The 20,023-nt window shown below is 36.5% G+C and carries 22 protein-coding genes, 8 tRNA genes and 4 riboswitches; of the genes, 28 read left to right on the top strand and 2 right to left on the bottom strand.

What is annotated here, in order from left to right; translation table 11 throughout:
* The first annotated feature begins 15 nt into the window (after positions 1–15).
* The 10 genes from ACK1U5_RS15040 to ACK1U5_RS14995 all read left to right on the top strand — a co-directional run bounded on the left by ACK1U5_RS15040 (position 16) and on the right by ACK1U5_RS14995 (position 2,680).
* A tRNA-Met gene (locus ACK1U5_RS15040) sits at positions 16–92 on the top strand.
* 3 nt (positions 93–95) lie between these two features.
* A tRNA-Asp gene (locus tag ACK1U5_RS15035) sits at positions 96–171 on the top strand.
* A gap of 8 nt (positions 172–179) precedes the next feature.
* A tRNA-Phe gene (locus ACK1U5_RS15030) sits at positions 180–255 on the top strand.
* 10 nt (positions 256–265) lie between these two features.
* Positions 266–338, top strand: a tRNA-Thr gene (locus ACK1U5_RS15025).
* A gap of 6 nt (positions 339–344) precedes the next feature.
* Positions 345–415, top strand: a tRNA-Trp gene (locus ACK1U5_RS15020).
* Between the two features lie 10 nt (positions 416–425).
* Positions 426–502, top strand: a tRNA-Ile gene (locus ACK1U5_RS15015).
* Positions 503–510: 8 nt separating this feature from the next.
* Positions 511–585: transfer RNA gene (locus ACK1U5_RS15010), tRNA-Asn, on the top strand.
* A gap of 1 nt (position 586) precedes the next feature.
* A tRNA-Glu gene (locus tag ACK1U5_RS15005) sits at positions 587–658 on the top strand.
* A gap of 129 nt (positions 659–787) precedes the next feature.
* On the top strand, positions 788–1,207 hold the full coding sequence (locus ACK1U5_RS15000) for a CBS domain-containing protein (RefSeq protein ID WP_000199010.1): 420 nt from the start codon (positions 788–790) through the stop codon (positions 1,205–1,207).
* 321 nt (positions 1,208–1,528) lie between these two features.
* On the top strand, positions 1,529–2,680 hold the full coding sequence (locus ACK1U5_RS14995; RefSeq protein ID WP_000648912.1) for a DUF3965 domain-containing protein: 1,152 nt from the start codon (positions 1,529–1,531) through the stop codon (positions 2,678–2,680).
* Positions 2,681–2,920: 240 nt separating this feature from the next.
* Here the strand turns inward: ACK1U5_RS14995 and ACK1U5_RS14990 are convergent, their stop codons facing one another.
* Together ACK1U5_RS14990 and ACK1U5_RS14985 are read right to left on the bottom strand one after the other, a co-directional pair.
* Positions 2,921–3,253, bottom strand: a complete 333-nt coding sequence (locus tag ACK1U5_RS14990; protein WP_001137821.1) for a hypothetical protein — start codon at positions 3,251–3,253, stop codon at positions 2,921–2,923.
* Positions 3,254–3,258: 5 nt separating this feature from the next.
* A complete protein-coding gene (locus ACK1U5_RS14985) occupies positions 3,259–4,413 on the bottom strand; it encodes an SH3 domain-containing protein (protein ID WP_001056034.1) in 1,155 nt (384 codons plus the stop codon).
* Between the two features lie 269 nt (positions 4,414–4,682).
* Positions 4,683–4,794, top strand: a riboswitch (TPP riboswitch).
* A gap of 60 nt (positions 4,795–4,854) precedes the next feature.
* A riboswitch (TPP riboswitch) is annotated at positions 4,855–4,958 on the top strand.
* An 85-nt stretch (positions 4,959–5,043) separates the two neighbouring features.
* On the opposite strand from ACK1U5_RS14985, the gene tenA reads away from it, so the two are divergent.
* The 18 genes from tenA (at position 5,044) to kdpDN (ending at position 20,019) form a co-directional block, all read left to right on the top strand.
* Positions 5,044–5,739 (top strand): thiaminase II, encoded by a 696-nt coding sequence (gene tenA / locus ACK1U5_RS14980; protein ID WP_000666830.1) that lies wholly within the window; start codon positions 5,044–5,046, stop codon positions 5,737–5,739.
* Positions 5,708–6,457 carry an ABC transporter ATP-binding protein gene (locus ACK1U5_RS14975; protein WP_001256793.1) on the top strand — a complete coding sequence of 250 codons (750 nt, stop codon included), beginning with the start codon at positions 5,708–5,710 and terminating at the stop codon, positions 6,455–6,457. Before tenA ends, ACK1U5_RS14975 begins: the two co-directional genes overlap by 32 nt.
* The gene (locus ACK1U5_RS14970) at positions 6,457–7,209 is read left to right on the top strand and encodes an ABC transporter permease (RefSeq protein ID WP_001080856.1); all 753 of its coding nucleotides are present in this window, start codon (positions 6,457–6,459) and stop codon (positions 7,207–7,209) included. Before ACK1U5_RS14975 ends, ACK1U5_RS14970 begins: the two co-directional genes overlap by 1 nt.
* Positions 7,206–8,207, top strand: coding sequence for an ABC transporter substrate-binding protein (locus ACK1U5_RS14965; protein ID WP_000670418.1), 1,002 nt, complete (start codon positions 7,206–7,208; stop codon positions 8,205–8,207). The genes ACK1U5_RS14970 and ACK1U5_RS14965 overlap by 4 nt, the downstream gene beginning before the upstream one ends.
* A 10-nt stretch (positions 8,208–8,217) precedes the next feature.
* Positions 8,218–8,838 carry a thiazole tautomerase TenI gene (tenI, locus tag ACK1U5_RS14960; RefSeq protein ID WP_000787169.1) on the top strand — a complete coding sequence of 207 codons (621 nt, stop codon included), beginning with the start codon at positions 8,218–8,220 and terminating at the stop codon, positions 8,836–8,838.
* On the top strand, positions 8,831–9,940 hold the full coding sequence (gene thiO / locus ACK1U5_RS14955) for a glycine oxidase ThiO (RefSeq protein ID WP_000335187.1): 1,110 nt from the start codon (positions 8,831–8,833) through the stop codon (positions 9,938–9,940). Before tenI ends, thiO begins: the two co-directional genes overlap by 8 nt.
* A gap of 15 nt (positions 9,941–9,955) precedes the next feature.
* A complete protein-coding gene (thiS, locus tag ACK1U5_RS14950; RefSeq protein WP_001049502.1) occupies positions 9,956–10,159 on the top strand; it encodes a sulfur carrier protein ThiS in 204 nt (67 codons plus the stop codon).
* Between the two features lie 2 nt (positions 10,160–10,161).
* Positions 10,162–10,932, top strand: coding sequence for a thiazole synthase (thiG, locus tag ACK1U5_RS14945; RefSeq protein ID WP_000931981.1), 771 nt, complete (start codon positions 10,162–10,164; stop codon positions 10,930–10,932).
* On the top strand, positions 10,925–11,944 hold the full coding sequence (thiF, locus tag ACK1U5_RS14940; protein ID WP_001065422.1) for a thiazole biosynthesis adenylyltransferase ThiF: 1,020 nt from the start codon (positions 10,925–10,927) through the stop codon (positions 11,942–11,944). The genes thiG and thiF overlap by 8 nt, the downstream gene beginning before the upstream one ends.
* Positions 11,945–11,959: 15 nt before the next feature.
* On the top strand, positions 11,960–12,772 hold the full coding sequence (gene thiD, locus ACK1U5_RS14935; RefSeq protein WP_000867377.1) for a bifunctional hydroxymethylpyrimidine kinase/phosphomethylpyrimidine kinase: 813 nt from the start codon (positions 11,960–11,962) through the stop codon (positions 12,770–12,772).
* Positions 12,773–12,857: 85 nt separating this feature from the next.
* Positions 12,858–13,005: riboswitch (cyclic di-AMP (ydaO/yuaA leader) on the top strand.
* A gap of 93 nt (positions 13,006–13,098) precedes the next feature.
* Positions 13,099–13,485, top strand: coding sequence for a hypothetical protein (locus ACK1U5_RS14930; protein WP_000424067.1), 387 nt, complete (start codon positions 13,099–13,101; stop codon positions 13,483–13,485).
* Positions 13,486–13,498: 13 nt separating this feature from the next.
* Complete coding sequence (locus ACK1U5_RS14925; protein ID WP_001985933.1) at positions 13,499–13,732, top strand: hypothetical protein; 234 nt, start codon at positions 13,499–13,501, stop codon at positions 13,730–13,732.
* 259 nt (positions 13,733–13,991) lie between these two features.
* A riboswitch (cyclic di-AMP (ydaO/yuaA leader) is annotated at positions 13,992–14,137 on the top strand.
* Positions 14,138–14,237: 100 nt separating this feature from the next.
* Positions 14,238–14,342 carry a SipW-dependent-type signal peptide-containing protein gene (locus ACK1U5_RS14920; RefSeq protein ID WP_000887894.1) on the top strand — a complete coding sequence of 35 codons (105 nt, stop codon included), beginning with the start codon at positions 14,238–14,240 and terminating at the stop codon, positions 14,340–14,342.
* Positions 14,339–14,419, top strand: coding sequence for a K(+)-transporting ATPase subunit F (kdpF, locus tag ACK1U5_RS14915; RefSeq protein WP_000973728.1), 81 nt, complete (start codon positions 14,339–14,341; stop codon positions 14,417–14,419). Before ACK1U5_RS14920 ends, kdpF begins: the two co-directional genes overlap by 4 nt.
* A gap of 19 nt (positions 14,420–14,438) precedes the next feature.
* The gene (kdpA, locus tag ACK1U5_RS14910) at positions 14,439–16,106 is read left to right on the top strand and encodes a potassium-transporting ATPase subunit KdpA (protein WP_000638319.1); all 1,668 of its coding nucleotides are present in this window, start codon (positions 14,439–14,441) and stop codon (positions 16,104–16,106) included.
* A 13-nt stretch (positions 16,107–16,119) separates the two neighbouring features.
* Positions 16,120–18,210 carry a potassium-transporting ATPase subunit KdpB gene (gene kdpB, locus ACK1U5_RS14905; protein ID WP_001247998.1) on the top strand — a complete coding sequence of 697 codons (2,091 nt, stop codon included), beginning with the start codon at positions 16,120–16,122 and terminating at the stop codon, positions 18,208–18,210.
* Between the two features lie 16 nt (positions 18,211–18,226).
* Positions 18,227–18,808, top strand: a complete 582-nt coding sequence (gene kdpC / locus ACK1U5_RS14900) for a K(+)-transporting ATPase subunit C (protein WP_000412596.1) — start codon at positions 18,227–18,229, stop codon at positions 18,806–18,808.
* Between the two features lie 56 nt (positions 18,809–18,864).
* Complete coding sequence (kdpDN, locus tag ACK1U5_RS14895) at positions 18,865–20,019, top strand: KdpD-like non-kinase potassium sensor (RefSeq protein ID WP_074595672.1); 1,155 nt, start codon at positions 18,865–18,867, stop codon at positions 20,017–20,019.
* The last annotated feature ends 4 nt before the right edge of the window (positions 20,020–20,023 follow it).

Here is a 20,023-nt window from a genome sequence, read left to right as displayed (position 1 = left end):
AAAACTTTATATTGTCGCGGGGTGGAGCAGCACGGTAGCTCGTCGGGCTCATAACCCGAAGGTCGCAGGTTCAAATCCTGTCCCCGCAACCAAATGGTCCCGTGGTGTAGTGGTTAACATGCCTGCCTGTCACGCAGGAGATCGCCGGTTCGACCCCGGTCGGGACCGCCATTTATGTTGGCTCGGTAGCTCAGTCGGTAGAGCAGAGGACTGAAAATCCTCGTGTCGGCGGTTCGATTCCGTCCCGAGCCACCATTTTTTTTATGCCGGCTTAGCTCAATTGGTAGAGCAACTGACTTGTAATCAGTAGGTTGGGGGTTCAAGTCCTCTAGCCGGCATCATTTAGGGGCATAGTTTAAAGGTAGAACTGAGGTCTCCAAAACCTCCAGTGTGGGTTCGATTCCTACTGCCCCTGTAAAGTATATGGGCCTATAGCTCAGCTGGTTAGAGCGCACGCCTGATAAGCGTGAGGTCGATGGTTCGAGTCCATTTAGGCCCACCATATATTATTCCGCAGTAGCTCAGTGGTAGAGCTATCGGCTGTTAACCGATCGGTCGTAGGTTCGAGTCCTACCTGCGGAGCCATGGCCCGTTGGTCAAGTGGTTAAGACACCGCCCTTTCACGGCGGTAACACGGGTTCGAATCCCGTACGGGTCATACAAAAAAGAGTCAGCATTATGCTGGCTCTTTTTTATTTTGTTAATTCTTTTTATTGCGTTACTTTCCAGAAATAAATAAAGGAATTTTGGAAAAGCTATGGTATGTATAAAAAGGAGGAAATAAATAATGACACGAGTTAGAGACTTAATGAGTACCCATATTGTACATTGTACACCGCTAGACAATGTATATGAGGCAGCTGTTAAAATGAAGGAAGAATCAGTTGGATTAATTCCAGTTGTTGAAAATGAGCAAGTTGTTGGGCTTGTTACTGATCGTGATTTAGTCGTTCGAGGGATTGCTGAAAAACATCCTGGATCTAATAAAATTACAAATGTAATGACAACAAATATTATCTCAGTTTCTCCAAATGATTCTATTGAAAAAGCTACAGAGCTAATGGCACAGCATCAAATTAGACGATTACCAGTAGTTGATAGTGGTCAACTTATTGGCATGTTAGCACTAGGAGATTTAGCTATAAGGGAATCAGCAGATGATCAAGCTGGATTTGCCTTGAGCGAAATCTCAGAGCATACAGAGTAAATTAAAACTTTAATTAACCGAGAGTCTAATGGTCACTCATAAAGAGCTAAATTATATATAAAGTTCAGATACATTATTCTAGCATATATGGATTAAACTAATATGTTAGCGTGATGTATCTGAGACATTATATAATAAGGATACGGTTAATAATTTCGACAGTTTTTTTTAATTTGTTATTCTTCATTTTTAATAAGAGAAAAGATGATATACTGATAGATATAAGTATTATGAGGGATTTTGAATATAACAATATTAATTTTTAGTGGTGCGATAATAAATTAATATTTCCTACATAGATGAAAAGGGAAGGGGAATTATATGAAGGCTGTACAGGGCGATCCAAATTGGAATTTGGTTACAGATACATATATAGAACCAAATAATTTCGCTGAATTATTTTCTTTGCTTGTACCTTGTCACCCAAAAGGTGAGGGGAAAGAACGAACTATATTAGTATGGAAAGAAAAAGAATTTTATAAAGAAGAAAATTTAGCGGCATTTATCGTATATGGCATGAATAAAGCAAAGAAATTACCGCAGTTTCATAAAGATGAAATTCCAACTTTAGTGCGTATTCTTCGCTTATGCCAAGAGATTGGTTGGTATGAAGAGGCAAATGATTTTATGATAGCGCAAGGATTAGCTGAGTTTGTTCATACTTCATTGGAATATGAAACATGGGATCTTTTGACGCAATCAGTTGCTTTAAATTATTTAATTATTAAATATCGTATAGGTGAATTGACAGATAGGGATATTGAAATTTGGGATAGAGTTAAATTTAATGAGAAGTGTATAACCGATTGTAAACATTTATTATCTCATAAAGAAGTATTGGAATTTACATTCTTTTATATGTGCAAGAGAGCGAAATCATTATCAAAAGAGCAATTAAATAGTGATATGATGAGTTTAGCAATGTATTGTAATACTTTTGTATATGATTTGTATACACATGATTTATTACGGAAATATCGTAAGTGTACAGATTTCCTATCATATTATGGACCTAGTCAGGCAGTTTTAGCATGTCAAAGAGCTGTATTATCTCAAATTTCCGATCGCTTAGACCCATTAAAGACAACGCATGTAGATGATTATTTATATGTGATGAAAGAAATGATGGAGCATATGACGATAGGAGTAATGGATCGATACGGTCATTTTATTGGAAAGCTACTATCTTATGTGCCATTTTTCGAAATGATACAAGTTCCACAGCATGCATATTATTGTGAAGAATTACTGTATATTTGTAAGGGCATTGAATATAAAGAAGAAACACTACGCAATTATATATTTATACAATTACATGATTGTTTACCATCATTCTTTAGGCTATTTCTTAAAAATAAGCGTTACGCAACGATTCATGATATTCTTTTCTATTGGTGCGATGACGAACAACGAATGAGCTTAGAGAAAAAATATAATCTGAGCTTTATTTATGAAAAATATGCTTGTGGATAAACAATATTTTCGATATGAAAAATTAATATAAATTAAAAAGGATCTCCAGTTTATGTGAGATCCTTTTTTGTTAGTAAAACAAGGAGAAAGTGATTAAGACAAGAAACAACATTCCATATAGGAGAAGTTGTTCAGTATAACTTCCTTGTATACCAAAAAAATTATTGGCTTTCTTATACAAATTCAATATGTATTTTATTGGAGTATCTTTGAAAGATTGGTACACAGTGTCTCCTCTTTCTAAGCTTCTTGTTCTTGTTTTTGTTTATAAGGGACATTAATATATCTAGCTACAAATAATAAAACAGCCATAAAGAATACTGGAAATACAGTAGATAAATAAAAGCCATTACTAATTATATTTGTTATGAGAGCACTCAAAAGAAATATAGCATTATAAATATGGGCAATTTTTTGTTTTAGTTGCACTTGAAATGATTCCATCATAATTTCTAATGCAACAAAAGCAATAATAATAGATAAAAATACAATGTTTGTATTGTAAATGATTAAACAGCAGATTAAACCTAAAAAGGCTACGTATTCAATTATAAGAGGTATATTGCGTGGCATACAATTTACCTAACTAAATATGGCAGTGGATTTACTGCATTTGTTTTTTCAAAATTCCATTCTCCATTATGTAATTCAAAATGAAGATGTTGCCCGTATGAATGACCTGTGTTTCCCATATGACCTATTAATTGTCCAGTTTGTACTTGATCACCAGCTTGTACAGTGCGATCCTTCATATGAGCATAAACAGTTGTATATAATTTCCCATTGATTTGATGCGCAATGAAAACAACATTGCCATAGCTAGCTGAATAATAAGATTTCACAACTTTACCTGCAGCAGCAGCTTGGATAGAGACGTTTCCTGGAGCGGCAATATCTATACCATAATGCATTTGTTCCCAGCGTATATCAAAGGTTGAGCTAATTCTTCCTTGAGCAGGGAATTTGAAAGCAGCTGGAATTGATGAAGGTTGATCTGTTTTAGCTTGTGGTTGATTTTGTACTACATAGTGTTTTGCTACATATCCGTATCCTGTGCCAAAACGAATTTTATACCAAGTTCCTACAGTTTCTACTACTTGTACTTGTGTACCGTTTTGTAATGAACCGAGTAGAGCGCTACTTGTACTAGCGTTGCTACGTACATTTAGATTAGGTGTTGCAACAGTATATTTTGTATTATTTTGAACGGTGATTCCTTTTACTAAGGGTTGTGAACCATTAGAGATGAATGCTTTTTGTACGTAACCTGTTTGGCCATTATGCGATATTTTATACCATTCGCCTTGATCTTCTTGAACGGTAATAAACTTGCCATTTGGTAATACATCTAAAATGGAAGATTCTAAATTAGGTTCAGAGCGAACGTTTAATGCATTAGCATTAACGATGTATTGATCATTAGAATGAAGTTTGTTTTTTAGTAAAATAGTATCTTTTTGTACATAACCTACTTTATTATGAACAGATACTTTATACCACTCATTAGTTGTTTCAAGGATGTTCACTTTTGTATTAAAGCGAATTGTATCAATTGATGTGCTTTTTACGTTATCTTCTGTATGTAATGCTACTTGATCGACTTTGACATACCCAGTTTTAATATTAGATAATTGTTCAGCGTTTGCTTTTTGTACATTTGTTTCACCCATAGAAGGAAGTAAAGAAGCAATCGCTACAGTAGTTGCTGTTAAAGCAGTAGCTTTCATATTCATGGAATAGAGACCTCCTCTAGTTGTATAGTTGTAATTTTATTATAGTATAAAGATATAATATAGTGGGTGTATTCACATAAATGTAATATGAAATCAATATAAAAATAAATTTTTTGAGGATAATGATTCCTTCTTATGCAATTAATTGGGGTTTTATTTTCTAAAATAGAATGTATGTATTGTATAACTTTGATATTATGTTGATAATTAAGAAAATTAAAAAAGTTGATGATGTCTTATTAGGGTGTTATACTGACAGTGATAATTTTATAGTTTGCTAGGAGAGCTGGTGTTGCCAGCTGAGAGTAGGCCGTAAGCCTTTGATCCTTTTTATTACCTGATCTAGATTATGCTAGCGTAGGGAAGCAATTCGGACACTAACAATGAGTCCCCGTTTCTTTGCGTATAGAAACGGGGCTTTTTTATTTAAAAATTTCATATTGAAACCACTAGGGGTGCTTGATTTGCTGAGAGAGGAATAATCCTTAACCCTTACAACACCTGATCTAGGTAATACTAGCGAAGGGAAGTGGAACATCGAATAAATGTATAACTTTATTTGCTGTAACCACTTCTTATATATAGAAGTGGTTTTTTATTTAGATACATATATTGAAAGGGGATAGAGAAATGAAATTTTGCGATAGATTATTAGAAACTGTGCAACCGGTTTGGGAGATGAGTCATAATCATCCGTTTGTAGTGGGTATGGGAGATGGCACGTTAGAAAAAGATAAATTCCAGTATTATATTATTCAAGATTATTTATATCTGCTAGATTATGCAAAGTTATATGCGATTGGTGTTGTAAAAGCAACGAATCCACAAGTAATGGGAAAGTTCGCTGAACAAATTGATGGAATATTAAATGGCGAAATGACAATCCATAAACAATATGCAAAAAGACTTGGAATTTCTATAGAGGAGATAGAGTCTGCGAAACCATCTGCTAAAAATTTAGCTTATACAAATTACATGATGTCTGTATCTCAAAATGGCACACTTGCGGAATTAATAGCAGCGCTTCTTCCATGTATGTGGAGCTATTGGGAAATTGGAAAGCGTTTAAATGATATTCCTGGAGCAAGAGATCATGAGTTTTTTGGTGAGTGGATTCAAGGATATAGTTCGGAAGAATACGGTAATCTGTGTATTTGGTTAATAGATTTATTAAATAAAATGGCAGTTGGAAAGTCTGAGACAGAACTAGAAAGATTAGAGGAGATTTTCTTATATTCCAGTCGATTTGAATATTTATTCTGGGATATGTCCTATCGTAAGGAGATGTGGGGATTTGAGGAGCAAGAACATACTACAGTTTCATAATGTTTCTTTTCATTACGATGAGAAACCAATCATCCATGAATTAAATGCTTCTATACATGAGAAAGAGTTTGTCAGTATTATCGGACCGAGTGGATGTGGGAAAAGTACTTTATTTCGCCTTATTACAGGTCTAGAAAAGGTAAGTACTGGACAGATAGAACTGACAGAAACAAAGCACCATCCTGTAGGATATATGCCGCAAAAAGATATGCTTTTGCCGTGGAGAACAATTATTGAGAATGCTGCCCTGCCGCTAGAGTGCCAAGGTGTACAGAAGAAAGAAGCACAAGTAAAGGCAAAGGAACTGTTACATAAATTTGGTTTGCAAGGGTATGAGAAAAAATATCCGAAAGATTTATCTGGTGGTATGAGACAACGTGTATCTTTTATTCGAACTTTATTAACAGGCGGGGAAATATTGCTGTTAGATGAACCATTTAGTGCGTTGGATGCTTTAACGAAGACCTCTTTGCAAGAATGGTTGTTTGAACAATGGCAAGAGTGGGAAAAAACAATTTTATTCATTACTCATGATGTTGAAGAAGCGTTATTTCTTTCAAACCGAGTTTTAGTAGTGGAACAGCAGCCGATAACGACTTTGACTGAGCGGACTGTACCGCTTGATCATAACAGAACACGAAAAGATTTATATAAACCGGAAGTATTAGCGCTGAAAGATGAGCTTCTTAGTATGTTACAAAGGCAGGTACTTGTGTGATGAACCGATTGAAAGAATTAGTTCCTGCTATTACACTTTCTAGTATTTTACTAGCTGTGTGGGAAATAGGAGCAAGAATTGTAGATGAGATGTACATTTTACCGTCACCTTCTGCGATTGTAATGAAGATATGGAAACTAAAAGACATATTATTTACAGTTCATTTACCTGCAACGTTATACGTCGTTTTAATAGGTGTTGTTATCTCTATCGTATTAGGTGTAGGGCTAGCGATGTTAATGAATGCGAGTACATGGATGGAGAGAGCATTTTATCCATTATTAGTTGCTTCACAAACGATTCCGATTACTGCGCTTGCTCCGCTATTTGTTTTATGGTTTGGATACACAATTTGGAGTAAGGTTGTTGTCACAGTTTTAATTACGTTTTTCCCAATTGCGGTCAATACGTATGATGGACTGCGTAGTACGAAAAAAGAATGGGAGGAGCTCTTAGTTACATATGGAGCAACAAAAAGAGATATTTTTCTCAAATTAAAGTTGCCATCTGCTCTTCCTTATTTTTTCTCAGCTTTAAAAATTGCAGTTCCGCTTAGTGTTATCGGAGCAGCAATTGGAGAATGGCTCGGTGCACAAGCTGGGCTTGGATATTTCAGTAAGAGAATGATGACGCAGTTAGATGGAGCTGGCGTATTTGCACCTATTGTATTGTTATCATTATTAGCTATTTTCTTCGTCGTAATTATTTCCATATTAGAAAAGAAATTCATTAGTTGGAGGAAGTATTCATGAAATTTTTAAAGCGCATCTTTGTGTTTACATTATTAATTGCAATAATTGCAGGATGTTCGAGTAATTCAGCATCAGACAAAAGTAAAAAAGAGAAAGAAATAACAGTCATGTTAGATTGGTATCCAAATGCGGTACATAGCTTTATCTATGCAGCAATTGAAAAAGGATACTTTAAAGAAGAAGGTGTAAAGGTAAATATTAAATTCCCTTCTAATCCGACTGATCCATTAACGCTGGCAGCAGCAGGGAAGGTGACAGTTGGCTTGTATTATCAGCCAGATGTTGTTATGGCGAGAGCGAATGAGCAAATTCCAGTGAAATCAATTGGAGCTGTCGTACGTTCACCATTAAATCATGTTGTATCACTGAAATCAGCGGGCATTCGATCACCGAAAGATTTAGAAGGAAAAACAGTAGGATACTCTGGAACACCTTTAAGTGAGATGTATTTAAAAACGATGGTAAAAGAAGCTGGTGGTAATCCTGATACAGTGAAAGTAGTTGATGTTGGCTTTGATTTAGTACCAGCATTAATTACGAAGAAAGTAGATGCGGTAACAGGGGCATACATTAACCATGAAGTACCTGTTATGCGTCATGAAGGCCATGAACCAGCGTACTTTAATCCAGCTGATTACGGAGTACCAAACTACCATGAGCTTGTGTTTGTAACAGGTGATAAAACGTTGAAAAAAGATAAAGAAGCGTTGCAAGCTTTCTTACGTGGTACGAAAAAGGGCTATGATTTCATGAAGAAAAACCCAGATGAAGCATTGAATATTTTATTAAATCATCAAGAAAAAGAAAACTTCCCACTTGTGCCAGAAGTTGAAAAGGAAAGTATGAAAATTTTATTAGAGAAGATGGAAACGAAAGATGAGCCATTTTTATCAGATTCAAAAGAATCTTGGGAGAAACAAAATAAGTGGCTGAAGGACAAAGGAATGACGAAAGAAACCGTCCCAGCCGATGAACTATTCGAAAATATTTTAAAGTAGGCGAATGAATATGAAAAATGAGCTCCACGTAATCTCAAATGGCCATATGCCATTCGAAGAGTTAGTGAATGTAGCGATGCAAATTGAGAGTGAGATTGATTATTTGCATATTCGTGAGCGTGAGAAGAGTACGAAGGAATTATATGAAGGTGTGGAAAGTCTATTAATGGAGGGCTTTCCGGCTTCTAAAATTGTCATAAACGATCGAATTGATATTGCAATTTTATTAAATATACCTCGTGTTCAACTAGGATATCGAAGTACAGATGTAAAGTCAGTGAAAGAAAAGTTTTCGTATTTGCATGTCGGTTATTCTGTGCATTCGCTAGATGAAGCAATAGTAGCTTTTAAAAATGGAGCGGATTCACTCGTTTATGGCCATGTATTTCCGACAGATTGTAAAAAAGGTGTGCCAGCGAGAGGGCTTGAAGAAATTTCAGACATTGCAAGGTGTTTATCTATACCGATTACAGCAATTGGAGGAATTACCCCAGAAAACACAGTGGATGTTCTTACTAACGGTGTAAGTGGTATAGCAGTTATGTCTGGGATTATAAGTAGTAGTAACCCGTATAGCAAAGCGAAATCTTATAAGGAATCAATAAGAAAGTGGGCGGAAAAACATGTGTAAGAAGTATGATGTAGCGATAATTGGCGGTGGTGTAATTGGTAGTTCAGTTGCACATTTTCTAGCAGAAAGAGGACATAAAGTAGCGATTGTAGAGAAGCAACAGATTGCATCTGAAGCCTCGAAAGCAGCCGCTGGTTTACTTGGGGTGCAGGCAGAATGGGATGAATATGACCCGCTATTTGACCTTGCTAGAGAAAGCCGTGCTATATTTCCACAACTTACAGCAGTTTTACGTGAAAAGACGGGTATTGATATTGGATATGAAGAAAAAGGAATTTATCGTATTGCTCAAAATGCAGATGAGAAGGAAAGAATTCTTCACATTATGGATTGGCAGCAGAAAACAGGTGAAGATTCTTATTTTCTAACGGGAGACCATGTGCGGGAAAAAGAGCCATATCTATCCGAATCTATTATAGGAGCAGTATATTATCCGAAAGACGGTCATGTTATTGCACCAGAGCTTACGAAAGCATTCGCACATTCTGCGGCAATTTCCGGTGCTGATATATATGAACAGGCGGAAGTATTTGATATCCGTATTGAAAATAATAAAGTGACTGGAGTTATTACAAGTGAAGGTATTGTCACATGTGAGAAAGTCGTTATTGCAGGTGGTTCATGGAGCACGAAGTTACTAGGTTATTTTCACCGTGATTGGGGTACATATCCAGTTAAGGGAGAAGTGGTTGCGGTAAGAAGTAGAAAACAACTTTTAAAAGCACCTATTTTTCAAGAAAGATTTTACATTACTCCAAAGCGCGGTGGACGTTACGTAATTGGGGCAACAATGAAGCCACATACGTTCAATAAAACTGTGCAGCCAGAAAGTATAACTTCTATATTAGAGCGTGCTTATACAATATTGCCAGCTTTAAAAGAAGCAGAATGGGAAAGCACGTGGGCAGGATTACGACCACAATCGAATCATGAAGCTCCTTATATGGGAGAGCATGAAGAAATAAAAGGTTTATATGCTTGCACGGGCCATTATCGAAACGGTATTTTATTAAGTCCTATTTCTGGTCAATATATGGCCGATTTAATAGAAGGAAAGCAAGAGAATCATTTGCTAGATTCATTGCTTTCTAGAAGCGTTTAGAAAGGGGATGGAAGTTTGAATTTAAAAATTAATGGTAACCAAATTGAAGTGCCAGCGAGTGTAAAAACAGTAGCTGAGCTACTTACACATTTAGAGTTAGATAACAGAATTGTTGTAGTAGAGCGTAATAAAGATATTTTACAAAAAGATGATCATACAGATACATCTGTTTTTGATGGAGACCAAATTGAGATTGTAACTTTCGTAGGAGGCGGTTGATTATGTTAAACATTGGACCATTTTCATTTCATTCTAGACTTTTATTAGGAACAGGTAAATTCCCTGATTTTGACGTACAGCAAAAGGCAATTGACGTTTCTGAAGCTGAAATTTTAACGTTTGCAGTACGTCGTATGGATATCTTTGATGCAAAGCAACCTAATTTATTAGAGAAACTTGATGTGAAAAAATATACGTTATTACCAAATACAGCAGGAGCAAAAAACGCTGAAGAGGCTGTTCGTATTGCAAAATTAGCAAAAGCCTCTGGGCTTTGTGACATGATAAAGGTAGAAGTTATTGGTGATGATAGAACGTTATTACCTGATCCGGTAGAAACGTTAAAGGCATCTGAAATGTTACTGGAAGAAGGATTTATCGTACTTCCGTATACATCTGATGATGTTGTATTAGCACGTAAATTACAAGAGCTTGGCGTGCATGCGATTATGCCAGGAGCATCTCCAATCGGATCAGGACTTGGTATTGTAAATCCATTAAATTTGAGCTTCATTATTGAACAAGCAACAGTACCAGTTATCGTTGATGCCGGTATTGGTAGCCCAGCTGATGCAGCATTTGCAATGGAATTAGGAGCAGATGGCGTGTTATTAAATACAGCTGTATCAGGAGCAAAAGATCCTATTAAAATGGCACAAGCAATGAAATTAAGTATTGAAGCAGGTCGTTTAGGATTTGAAGCAGGTCGTATTGCACGCAAGCGTTGTGCAACGGCAAGTAGTCCTTTAGAAGGAATGAGCGTAGTTGAATAATCGATATTCTCGCCAAGAACTATTTTCTCCAATTGGAGAAGAAGGACAGCAAAAGATAAGAGAAAAGCATGTGCTTATTATCGGTGCAGGTGCATTAGGTAGTGCAAATGCAGAGATGTTTGTAAGAGCAGGTGTTGGCAAGATAACAATTGTTGACCGTGATTATGTAGATTGGAGTAATTTACAAAGACAACAATTGTATGCAGAGAGCGACGTAAAGAATAATCTTCCAAAAGCTATAGCGGCTAAAAAACGTTTAGAAGAGATTAATAGTGATGTAACAATAGAAGCTCTCGTTCAAGATGTAACAGCTGAAGAGCTAGAAGAACTTGTTACAAATGTTGATGTAATTATTGATGCGACTGATAATTTTGAAACACGCTTTATTGTGAATGATATAGCACAAAAATATTCTATTCCATGGATTTACGGTGCATGTGTAGGTAGTTACGGTCTTTCTTACACAATCCTTCCTAGTAAAACACCATGTTTATCATGTTTATTACAGTCGATTCCGCTTGGCGGGGCAACATGTGATACAGCGGGTATTATATCACCTGCTGTATCTCTTGTCGTTTCTCATCAAGTAACAGAAGCTCTTAAACTGTTAGTAGAAGATTACGAATCACTTCGAGATGGGCTTGTATCGTTTGATATGTGGAAGAATGAGTATTCATGTATGAATGTGCAAAAGCTTCGCCAGCATAATTGTCCTTCATGCGGAGAGAATGCATTATATCCGTATTTAAATAAAGAGAACACATCAAAAACAGCAGTTTTATGCGGGCGAAATACAGTTCAAATTAGACCACCTCATAAAGAGGAAATGAATTTTGAACAATATAAAGAGTTGTTGGAAGGTCGTGTGAATGATTTAAATATAAATCCATATTTACTATCATTTTCTATTGAAGACAAGAGGTTAGTCGCCTTTAAAGATGGCCGTGTGCTCGTACATGGAACGAAAGATATAAGCGAAGCAAAAACGATTTATCATCGCTATTTTGGATAGAAAAGGATGAGTGGGATGAAAGTGAATAAAGCTTTAACAATTGCAGGGTCTGATAGCGGCGGCGGTGCTGGAATTCAGGCAGATTTAAAAACATTCCAAGAGCTTGGTGTATACGGAATGACGGCTATTACGGCAATTACTGCTCAAAACACGCTTGGCGTTCAAGGGGTATATCCTGTTCCGTTAGAAGGTATTACAGAACAGTTGAATTCAATTGGTACGGATTTAACACCAGATGCAGTGAAACTAGGAATGTTATTTAGTAGTGAAATAATTCAAATTGTTGCAGAACAAATTAAAAAGTTTGGCTGGAATAATATTGTGCTAGATCCCGTTATGATTGCAAAAGGCGGTGCATCATTATTACAGCAAGAAGCAGTTCAAGCATTAAAAGAATATTTATTACCAGTAGCAACTGTTATAACACCGAATGTCCCAGAAGCAGAAGTGTTAACTGGGATGGAGATTCATAATGTTGAAGATAGTAAGGAAGCTGCAAAAGTATTGCACGAATTAGGTGCTAAATATGTGCTTATGAAGGGCGGACATGCAGAATATCAAGGTAATGAAGTAATTGATTTCCTCTTTGATGGAGAAGAATTTATTGAGTTTAGAAGCGAGCGAATTCCTTCAAAGCAAACGCATGGAAGTGGGTGTACATTTGCTTCAGCGGTTACAGCAGGACTTGCGAAAGGATACTCAATTCAAGATGCTGTTCAAGAAGCAAAACGATTTATTAGTATAGCAATTGAAGAGCCATTGAATATTGGTAGTGGCCATGGACCGACGAATCATTTTGCATATAAAGTGAATAGAACGCGTGCATAGGTAAGTGAAAAGCCAGTTTTATAACTGGCTTTTTTTCTGTTTACTTTTTCAAAATACAGGAGTAATATATCAGCCAGAATACATTTTTTTGTAAACGCTGAGTCCAATTATATGGAGCGGAGGAACCAATTTGTGCGTAGGCACTAGGGGTGAATCTTTCAAGTTTGAAAGTAGGGCTACTCTCAAAGTCCGAATCCGACAGCTAACTTCGTAAGCGTCTTGAGAGAGGACGGTGCCATGATGGATACATCACTTCATCGATCTGATTAGTATAGGGGAATATCAATCTATGTTTGATTTCTTTTATACTAAGGAGGATGAGGTACATGGAACTAACACTTATTTGTGTTGGAGAAGAAAGTAAGGTAGATAGTTTAAGAGATCTAGTATCATTTCAACATGAGTTAATTATTTTTACAGCAAATGAAGAGATAGCGGCTGAAGTTAGGAATTGTGGGTTTGATTGGACTTATAGCTGCAGTAAGGAGCAGGACTTTACTAGTATTTGTGAGTGTATTAAGAAGGTGATTTTACTAGGGGATGAGCTTCCAATCGTTAGTTTTTTCACAGAACACATTCGCTTTTCTTTTCAAGCACCTATTACTGTTGTTACAAGGAATAAACGATATCCAGCGAGGCTCTATGAAACAATTGGAGCTAAGTTTGTCGTGTTTACAAATTGTGATAATATTTCTTTTTTATTTTTTGAATAGGGCGGGGGAAGAAATGATGAAGGTATTATTACTTGGAGATATAGCAAATCGTTGGGCAGTATCGGTAGAGCGAGTTCAAGAATTGGTTCAGATCGATCCCCTTTTTCCAGGGCCGTATATTATATTACCATCAAAAGATGCTTTGTATTTAGAGGTGGATATTACCGAGTATGAGCAGCTACATGCAGAATTGACACAAGTTTATATTCGCGGGAGAAATTTACGTGCATTTTTACGAGGAGAATAAAGGTTGAATAAAAAGAGCGAATGCTGAGTGCAACAAGCTATGCACTTCATCTCATTCGCTCTTTTTATTTCATATTTAAAAGGTCATTTTTAAGAAAAGAGAAGAGAAATAAAGAAAATAGATGAAATAATAGTAATAATCTTCAATGTAAGCGTTTAAATGAATGTAAATATTATTATTTTCAGTAATTTACCCCTTTACAAGTGAAATATAGAGGAGTATATTTACTCTCATAAATCATTCATAAAATTTCCAAAAAAACCTAAAATCGCTGAGTTCCAGAAATGGAGCGGGGGAACCAATTTTGTGCATCGTCACTTGGGGTGAATCTTTCAGTTTTGAAAGTAGGGCTACTCTTTAGGCCCGAATCCGACAGCTAACCTCGTAAGCGTTTAGAGAGGAGGTTTACTTTTTGTTGTTCATTTTTTGAACACTGAGTAGAGCTCAGTGTTCTTTTTTAACATTTAAATGGTAAATTTTAACAAAAATGAAGCGAGGGATAGCTATGTTAGATGTTGTAATGGTCGGGATTTTTATTTTATTAGTTGCATCAATGGCAAGTCTTGCAAGTTGGTCAGATAAAGTTGTGAAAGAAGGAAAGCAATCATGATGATTGTCTTATCAGTTATTGTCGCAGCAATTACAGTGTATTTAGTGTATGCATTATTAAATCCAGAGAAGTTTTAATTAGGGGGAATCATTCATTATGATTTGGGTTGCAGTCATTATTACAATGCTCTTGTTTATTTTAGTAGCAAAGCCAATGGGGATTTATTTAGAAAAAGCTTTTCAAGGTAGCAAAATGCTAGATAAAGTATTCGGGCCTTTTGAAAAACTTATTTTTAAAATTACGGGTGTAAAAGAATACAATCAAACGTGGAAACAGTACGCATTATCATTAGTTTTACTCAACGGATTTATGATTGTTATTGTATATTTCATTTTCAGATTACAAGGTGTGTTGCCGCTAAATCCAGCGCATATTGAAGGGATGGAGCCTACGCTCGCTTTTAATACAGCGATTAGTTTTATGGCTGATACAAACTTACAGCATTATAGCGGTGAAAATGGTTTATCCTATTTATCACAATTAATCGGGATTACATTTTTAATGTTTGCGGCACCAGCAACGACATTGGCGCTCGTTATGGCTTTTATAAGAGGACTTGCTGGAAAAGAACTTGGTAACTTTTTCGTTGATTTTACGAGAGCGTTAACGAGAGTGTTTCTTCCTATCGCATTTATTGCGGCACTAGTTTTTGTCGCACTTGGCGTACCGCAAACGTTAGATGGAGCGGTTACAGCACAAACGATTGAAGGTGCAAAGCAAAGTATATTACGTGGACCAGTTGCATCATTTGTTTCCATTAAGGAACTTGGAAATAACGGCGGTGGATTTTTCGGAGCAAACTCTACGCATCCTTTTGAAAATCCAGGACAAATGAGTAATATTTTGCAAATGATGCTTATGATGTTATTACCAACAGCACTTCCATTTACGTACGGACGAATGGTAGGAAATAAAAAACAAGGTCGCATCCTTTTCGTGTCACTATTTATGGTATTTTTACTAGGGTTTATAACGATTACGACATCTGAACTAAACGGGAACCCGGCATTAAATGGAATGAGTATCGAACATGTACAAGGAAGTACAGAAGGGAAAGAAGTACGATTTGGAACAGTATTTTCTTCACTATACGCAACAGTAACGACAGCTGCTGAAACTGGGGCTGTTAATACGATGCATGATACGTTAACACCAATTGGCGGTCTAGTTCCACTTGTAAATATGATGTTAAATACAGTGTATGGCGGCGTTGGAGCAGGCTTTGTAAACATTATTATGTATGCAATTATCGCGGTGTTTATATCTGGGTTAATGGTTGGACGGACACCAGAGTTTTTAGGTAAAAAGATTGAAGGTAAGGAAATGAAATTAATCGCGGTCACGATTTTATTTCATCCATTGCTCATTTTAGGATTTTCGGCATTAGCTCTTTCAACAAATTTAGGGACGGATGCTATCTCTCATTCCGGTTTTCATGGTTTAACGCAAGTTGTATATGAATATACATCGTCAGCTGCGAATAACGGATCTGGATTTGAAGGATTAGGAGATAATACACCGTTTTGGAATATTACGACTGGTTTAGTTATGTTTTTAGGACGCTACTTCAGTTTAATTACGATGCTAGCAGTGGCAGCTTCGCTGAAAGAAAAAACGGTAGTGCCAGAAACAGTCGGAACGTTCCGTACAGATAATAGTTTATTTGGTGGCATCTTCATCGGAACAATTGTAATTGTCGGTGCATTAACATTCTTCCCGATGTTAGTACTCGGGCCAATTGCAGAATTTCTTACATTGAAGTAATGGAGGGTAAATGATGAGACCGGTAGTAGTAAAAGAAAAACAATTAAATGAGTCACAAATACATGCTGTAGAAGATGAAGTTAGACAAGCGAAAACGATGGATCGTGATATCGTAACACATGCGATGAAGCAATCCGTTGCGAAATTGAATCCGAAAGTCATGATAAAGAATCCGATTATGTTCGTTGTGGAAATTGGATTTATCATTACGTTCATTTTATCTTTTCTTCCAAGTAGTTCTAGTAGTATACCAGGTTGGTTTAATATAACAGTTTCTCTCATTCTATTATTTACAGTTTTATTTGCGAATTTTGCAGAAGCATTAGCAGAAGGTCGTGGTAAAGCGCAAGCCGATTCTTTAAAGCAGTCGAAGAAAGATGTGTTTGCAAATATTGTAAAAGAAAATGGAGACATTGTCCAAGTTTCAGCAACTGATCTTACAAAAGGTGACGTTGTTATCGTAAAACAAGGAGAAATGATTCCGAATGATGGCGAAGTAATCAAAGGATTAGCATCTGTAGATGAATCTGCAATTACAGGGGAATCAGCTCCTGTTATAAAAGAAGCAGGCGGTGATTTTTGTTCCGTAACAGGTGGAACGATGGTCGTAAGTGATGAAATTACAATTGTCATTACGAGTAATCCTGGTGAATCATTTATCGACAAAATGATTTCTTTAGTAGAAGGAGCTGCTCGTCAAAAAACGCCGAATGAGATTGCTTTAAATACAGTATTAACAAGCTTAACTCTTATTTTCTTGATCGTCGTTGTGACGTTGCCGATTTTTACAAATTATTTAGGGTTTCAAATTGATACTGCTGTGCTAGTTGCATTATTAGTTTGTTTAATTCCAACGACAATTGGTGGTTTGCTATCAGCGATTGGTATTGCTGGGATGGACCGGGTGACAAAATTTAACGTGTTAGCGATGTCAGGGAAAGCAGTAGAAGCTGCGGGCGATATTAATACAATTATTTTAGATAAAACAGGTACGATTACTTTTGGGAATCGAATGGCTCATACATTATTACCTGTAGGAAATGAAACGATTGAGCAAGTTGGAAAGTGGGCCGCTATTAGTTCTGTTTTAGATGAAACACCAGAAGGTCGATCTGTTATCGAGTATGTGCAGGGAAAATCTATATCATATAATAGAGAACTTGCAGAACAAGGTGAGTTTGTTCCGTTTAAAGCAGAAACGAGAATGAGTGGTGTTGATTTACAAGACGGAACGAAAGTGAGAAAAGGTGCTGTAGGTGCCGTTATTGAATGGGTTGAGTCACAAGGCGGAATAATTCCGAAAGATGTAAATCAAAAAGCAGACTTAATTTCAAAAGAGGGCGGAACACCACTTGTAGTTGCAGTAGATAATCGTATTTACGGTTTAATTTATTTAAAGGATACAGTAAAACCGGGTATGCGTGAGCGTTTTGAACAGTTACGCCAAATGGGGATTAAAACGGTTATGTGTACAGGTGATAATCCGTTAACGGCAGCAACGATTGCAAAAGAAGCTGGAGTAGATGAATTCGTTGCTGAGTGTAAACCGGAAGATAAAATTGCTGTTATTAAAGCAGAGCAAGATAAAGGGAAACTTGTAGCGATGACAGGTGATGGTACAAATGATGCTCCGGCATTAGCGCAGGCCGACGTTGGATTAGCGATGAACAGTGGTACGACAGCAGCGAAAGAAGCGGCCAACATGATTGATCTAGACTCGAATCCAACGAAAATTATTGAGGTTGTAGGAATTGGTAAGCAATTGTTAATGACGCGAGGTGCGTTAACGACGTTTAGTATTGCGAATGATATAGCGAAATATTTTGCAATCATTCCAGCAATGTTTACACTTGCGATTCCGCAAATGGAAGCATTGAACATTATGAAATTAACATCACCATTGTCAGCGATTTTATCAGCATTAATATTTAACGCTGTTATTATTCCATTACTCATTCCGTTAGCGATGAAAGGTATTGCATATAAACCGATGAGTTCTAATGCATTGCTTAGCCGAAACTTACTTATTTATGGGCTTGGTGGAGTTATCGTTCCGTTCATTGGAATTAAGGTAATTGATATGATTGTCGGCTTGTTTATATAAGGAAGAGGGGAAAAAGATGGAGAAGAAACAAAGTATACTATCACCAATTATCCGTATTACTTTTACATTTCTAGTATTGTGTGGACTTGTATACCCACTTATTGTTACTGGTATTGCACAAGCAGTGATGAAGGATAATGCGGATGGAAGTCTAATATATAATGATAAAAATGAAGTGATTGGTTCTAAATTAATTGGTCAAAACTTCACGGATCCACGTTATTTTCAAGGGCGTGTTTCTAGTATTGAATATAAGGCTGAAGCATCTGGTTCAAATAACTATGCACCATCTAATCCAGATTTAGCAAAGCGAGTAGAGAAAAGTATTGCGGACTGGAAGGAAAAAAATCCAGCTGTTCCAGTTACAGAAGTACCGATAGATTTAGTGACAAATTCAGGTTCAGGGCTTGATCCTGATATTAGTCCAAAGGCGGCCTCGGTGCAGGTGAATCGCATCTCAAAATTAACGAATATTCCGAAAGAAAAACTTAATCAATTGATTAAAGATCAAACAGAAGGTGCTGCGCTTGGTTTATTTGGAGAGACCCGCGTAAACGTCTTAAAGCTAAATTTGGCATTACAGAAATTAATGAAATAGTAACAGTGCTACCTCAATCTAATGGATTGAGGTAGCGTTGTTTCGAATGAAAGGTAGTGTTTATTTTGTATGCAGATGATTATGAACCGAAGTTTCAAAGGCGAACGCCAGAGGAATATTTAGAATATATTCGTCAGCAAAATCGCGGAAAGTTAAAGCTATATGTCGGAGCAGCTCCAGGCGTAGGAAAAAGTTATAAAATGCTCTTTGATGCAAGAGAAATGAAAAAAGATGGAATTGATATTGTAATTGGTTTAATTGAAACGCATGGAAGAAAAGAGACGGAAGAAGCAATTGCTGATTTAGAAAAAGTTCCTTTAAAAGAAATACAGTATAAAGGAAAGGTATTTTATGAGCTTGATGTGGAAGGAATAAAAAAACGCGCGCCGCAAGTAGTCATAGTGGATGAACTTGCTCATAGTAATGTTCCTGGTTCTAAATATAAGAAACGTTATATGGATGTGCAGGAATTGTTAGAGGCTGGTATATCGGTATTATCAGCTTTTAATATTCAACATTTAGAAAGTGTTCATGATATTGTAGCTCAAATTACGAATGTAAAAGTAAGAGAACGAATTCCAGATTTTATTTTACAAAAAGCAAATGAAATTCAGCTCGTTGATGCAACGCCTGAGGTATTAAGGAAGAGACTAATAGACGGAAAGATATATAAAGAAGAAAAAATTCAGCAAAGCTTACAAAACTTCTTTACACTTAATAATTTAGGAGCACTTAGGGAATTATCACTTCGAGAAGTTGCTGATGATATGGACGAGAAAATTAGCCAAACAGTAATAGAACCAATTGGCGTAAAAGAAAAAATTCTCGTTTGTGTACAATACAGTTCAACAGCGGAGAAATTAATAAGACGGGGATGGCGCATGGCTGATCGGTTAAATGCTGAATTGTACGTATTAAACGTTGAGAGGGAAAATATAGATTCTATTTCAGCTGGAAAAAAGCAGACGATTGAAGAGTGGAAATCGTTAACCAATCAATTTGATGCGAGTTTTGTATTAGAAGAGGCGAAAGGGAGAAAACCAGCGGATGTTATTATTGAAGTCGCAAGAAGATTACAAGTGACGCAAATTTTACTTGGACAATCTGCAAGAACAAGGTGGGAAGAAATACGAAAAGGCTCTATTGTAAATGAAATTATGAGACAAACAAAGTATATTGATATTCATATTGTTGCGGATCAAAGAGGGTAAAATA

The organism is Bacillus sp. XB1 (assembly GCF_053557995.1).
Note: the sequence above shows the minus strand (reverse complement) of the source record. Positions and strands in the feature narration are given on the sequence as shown.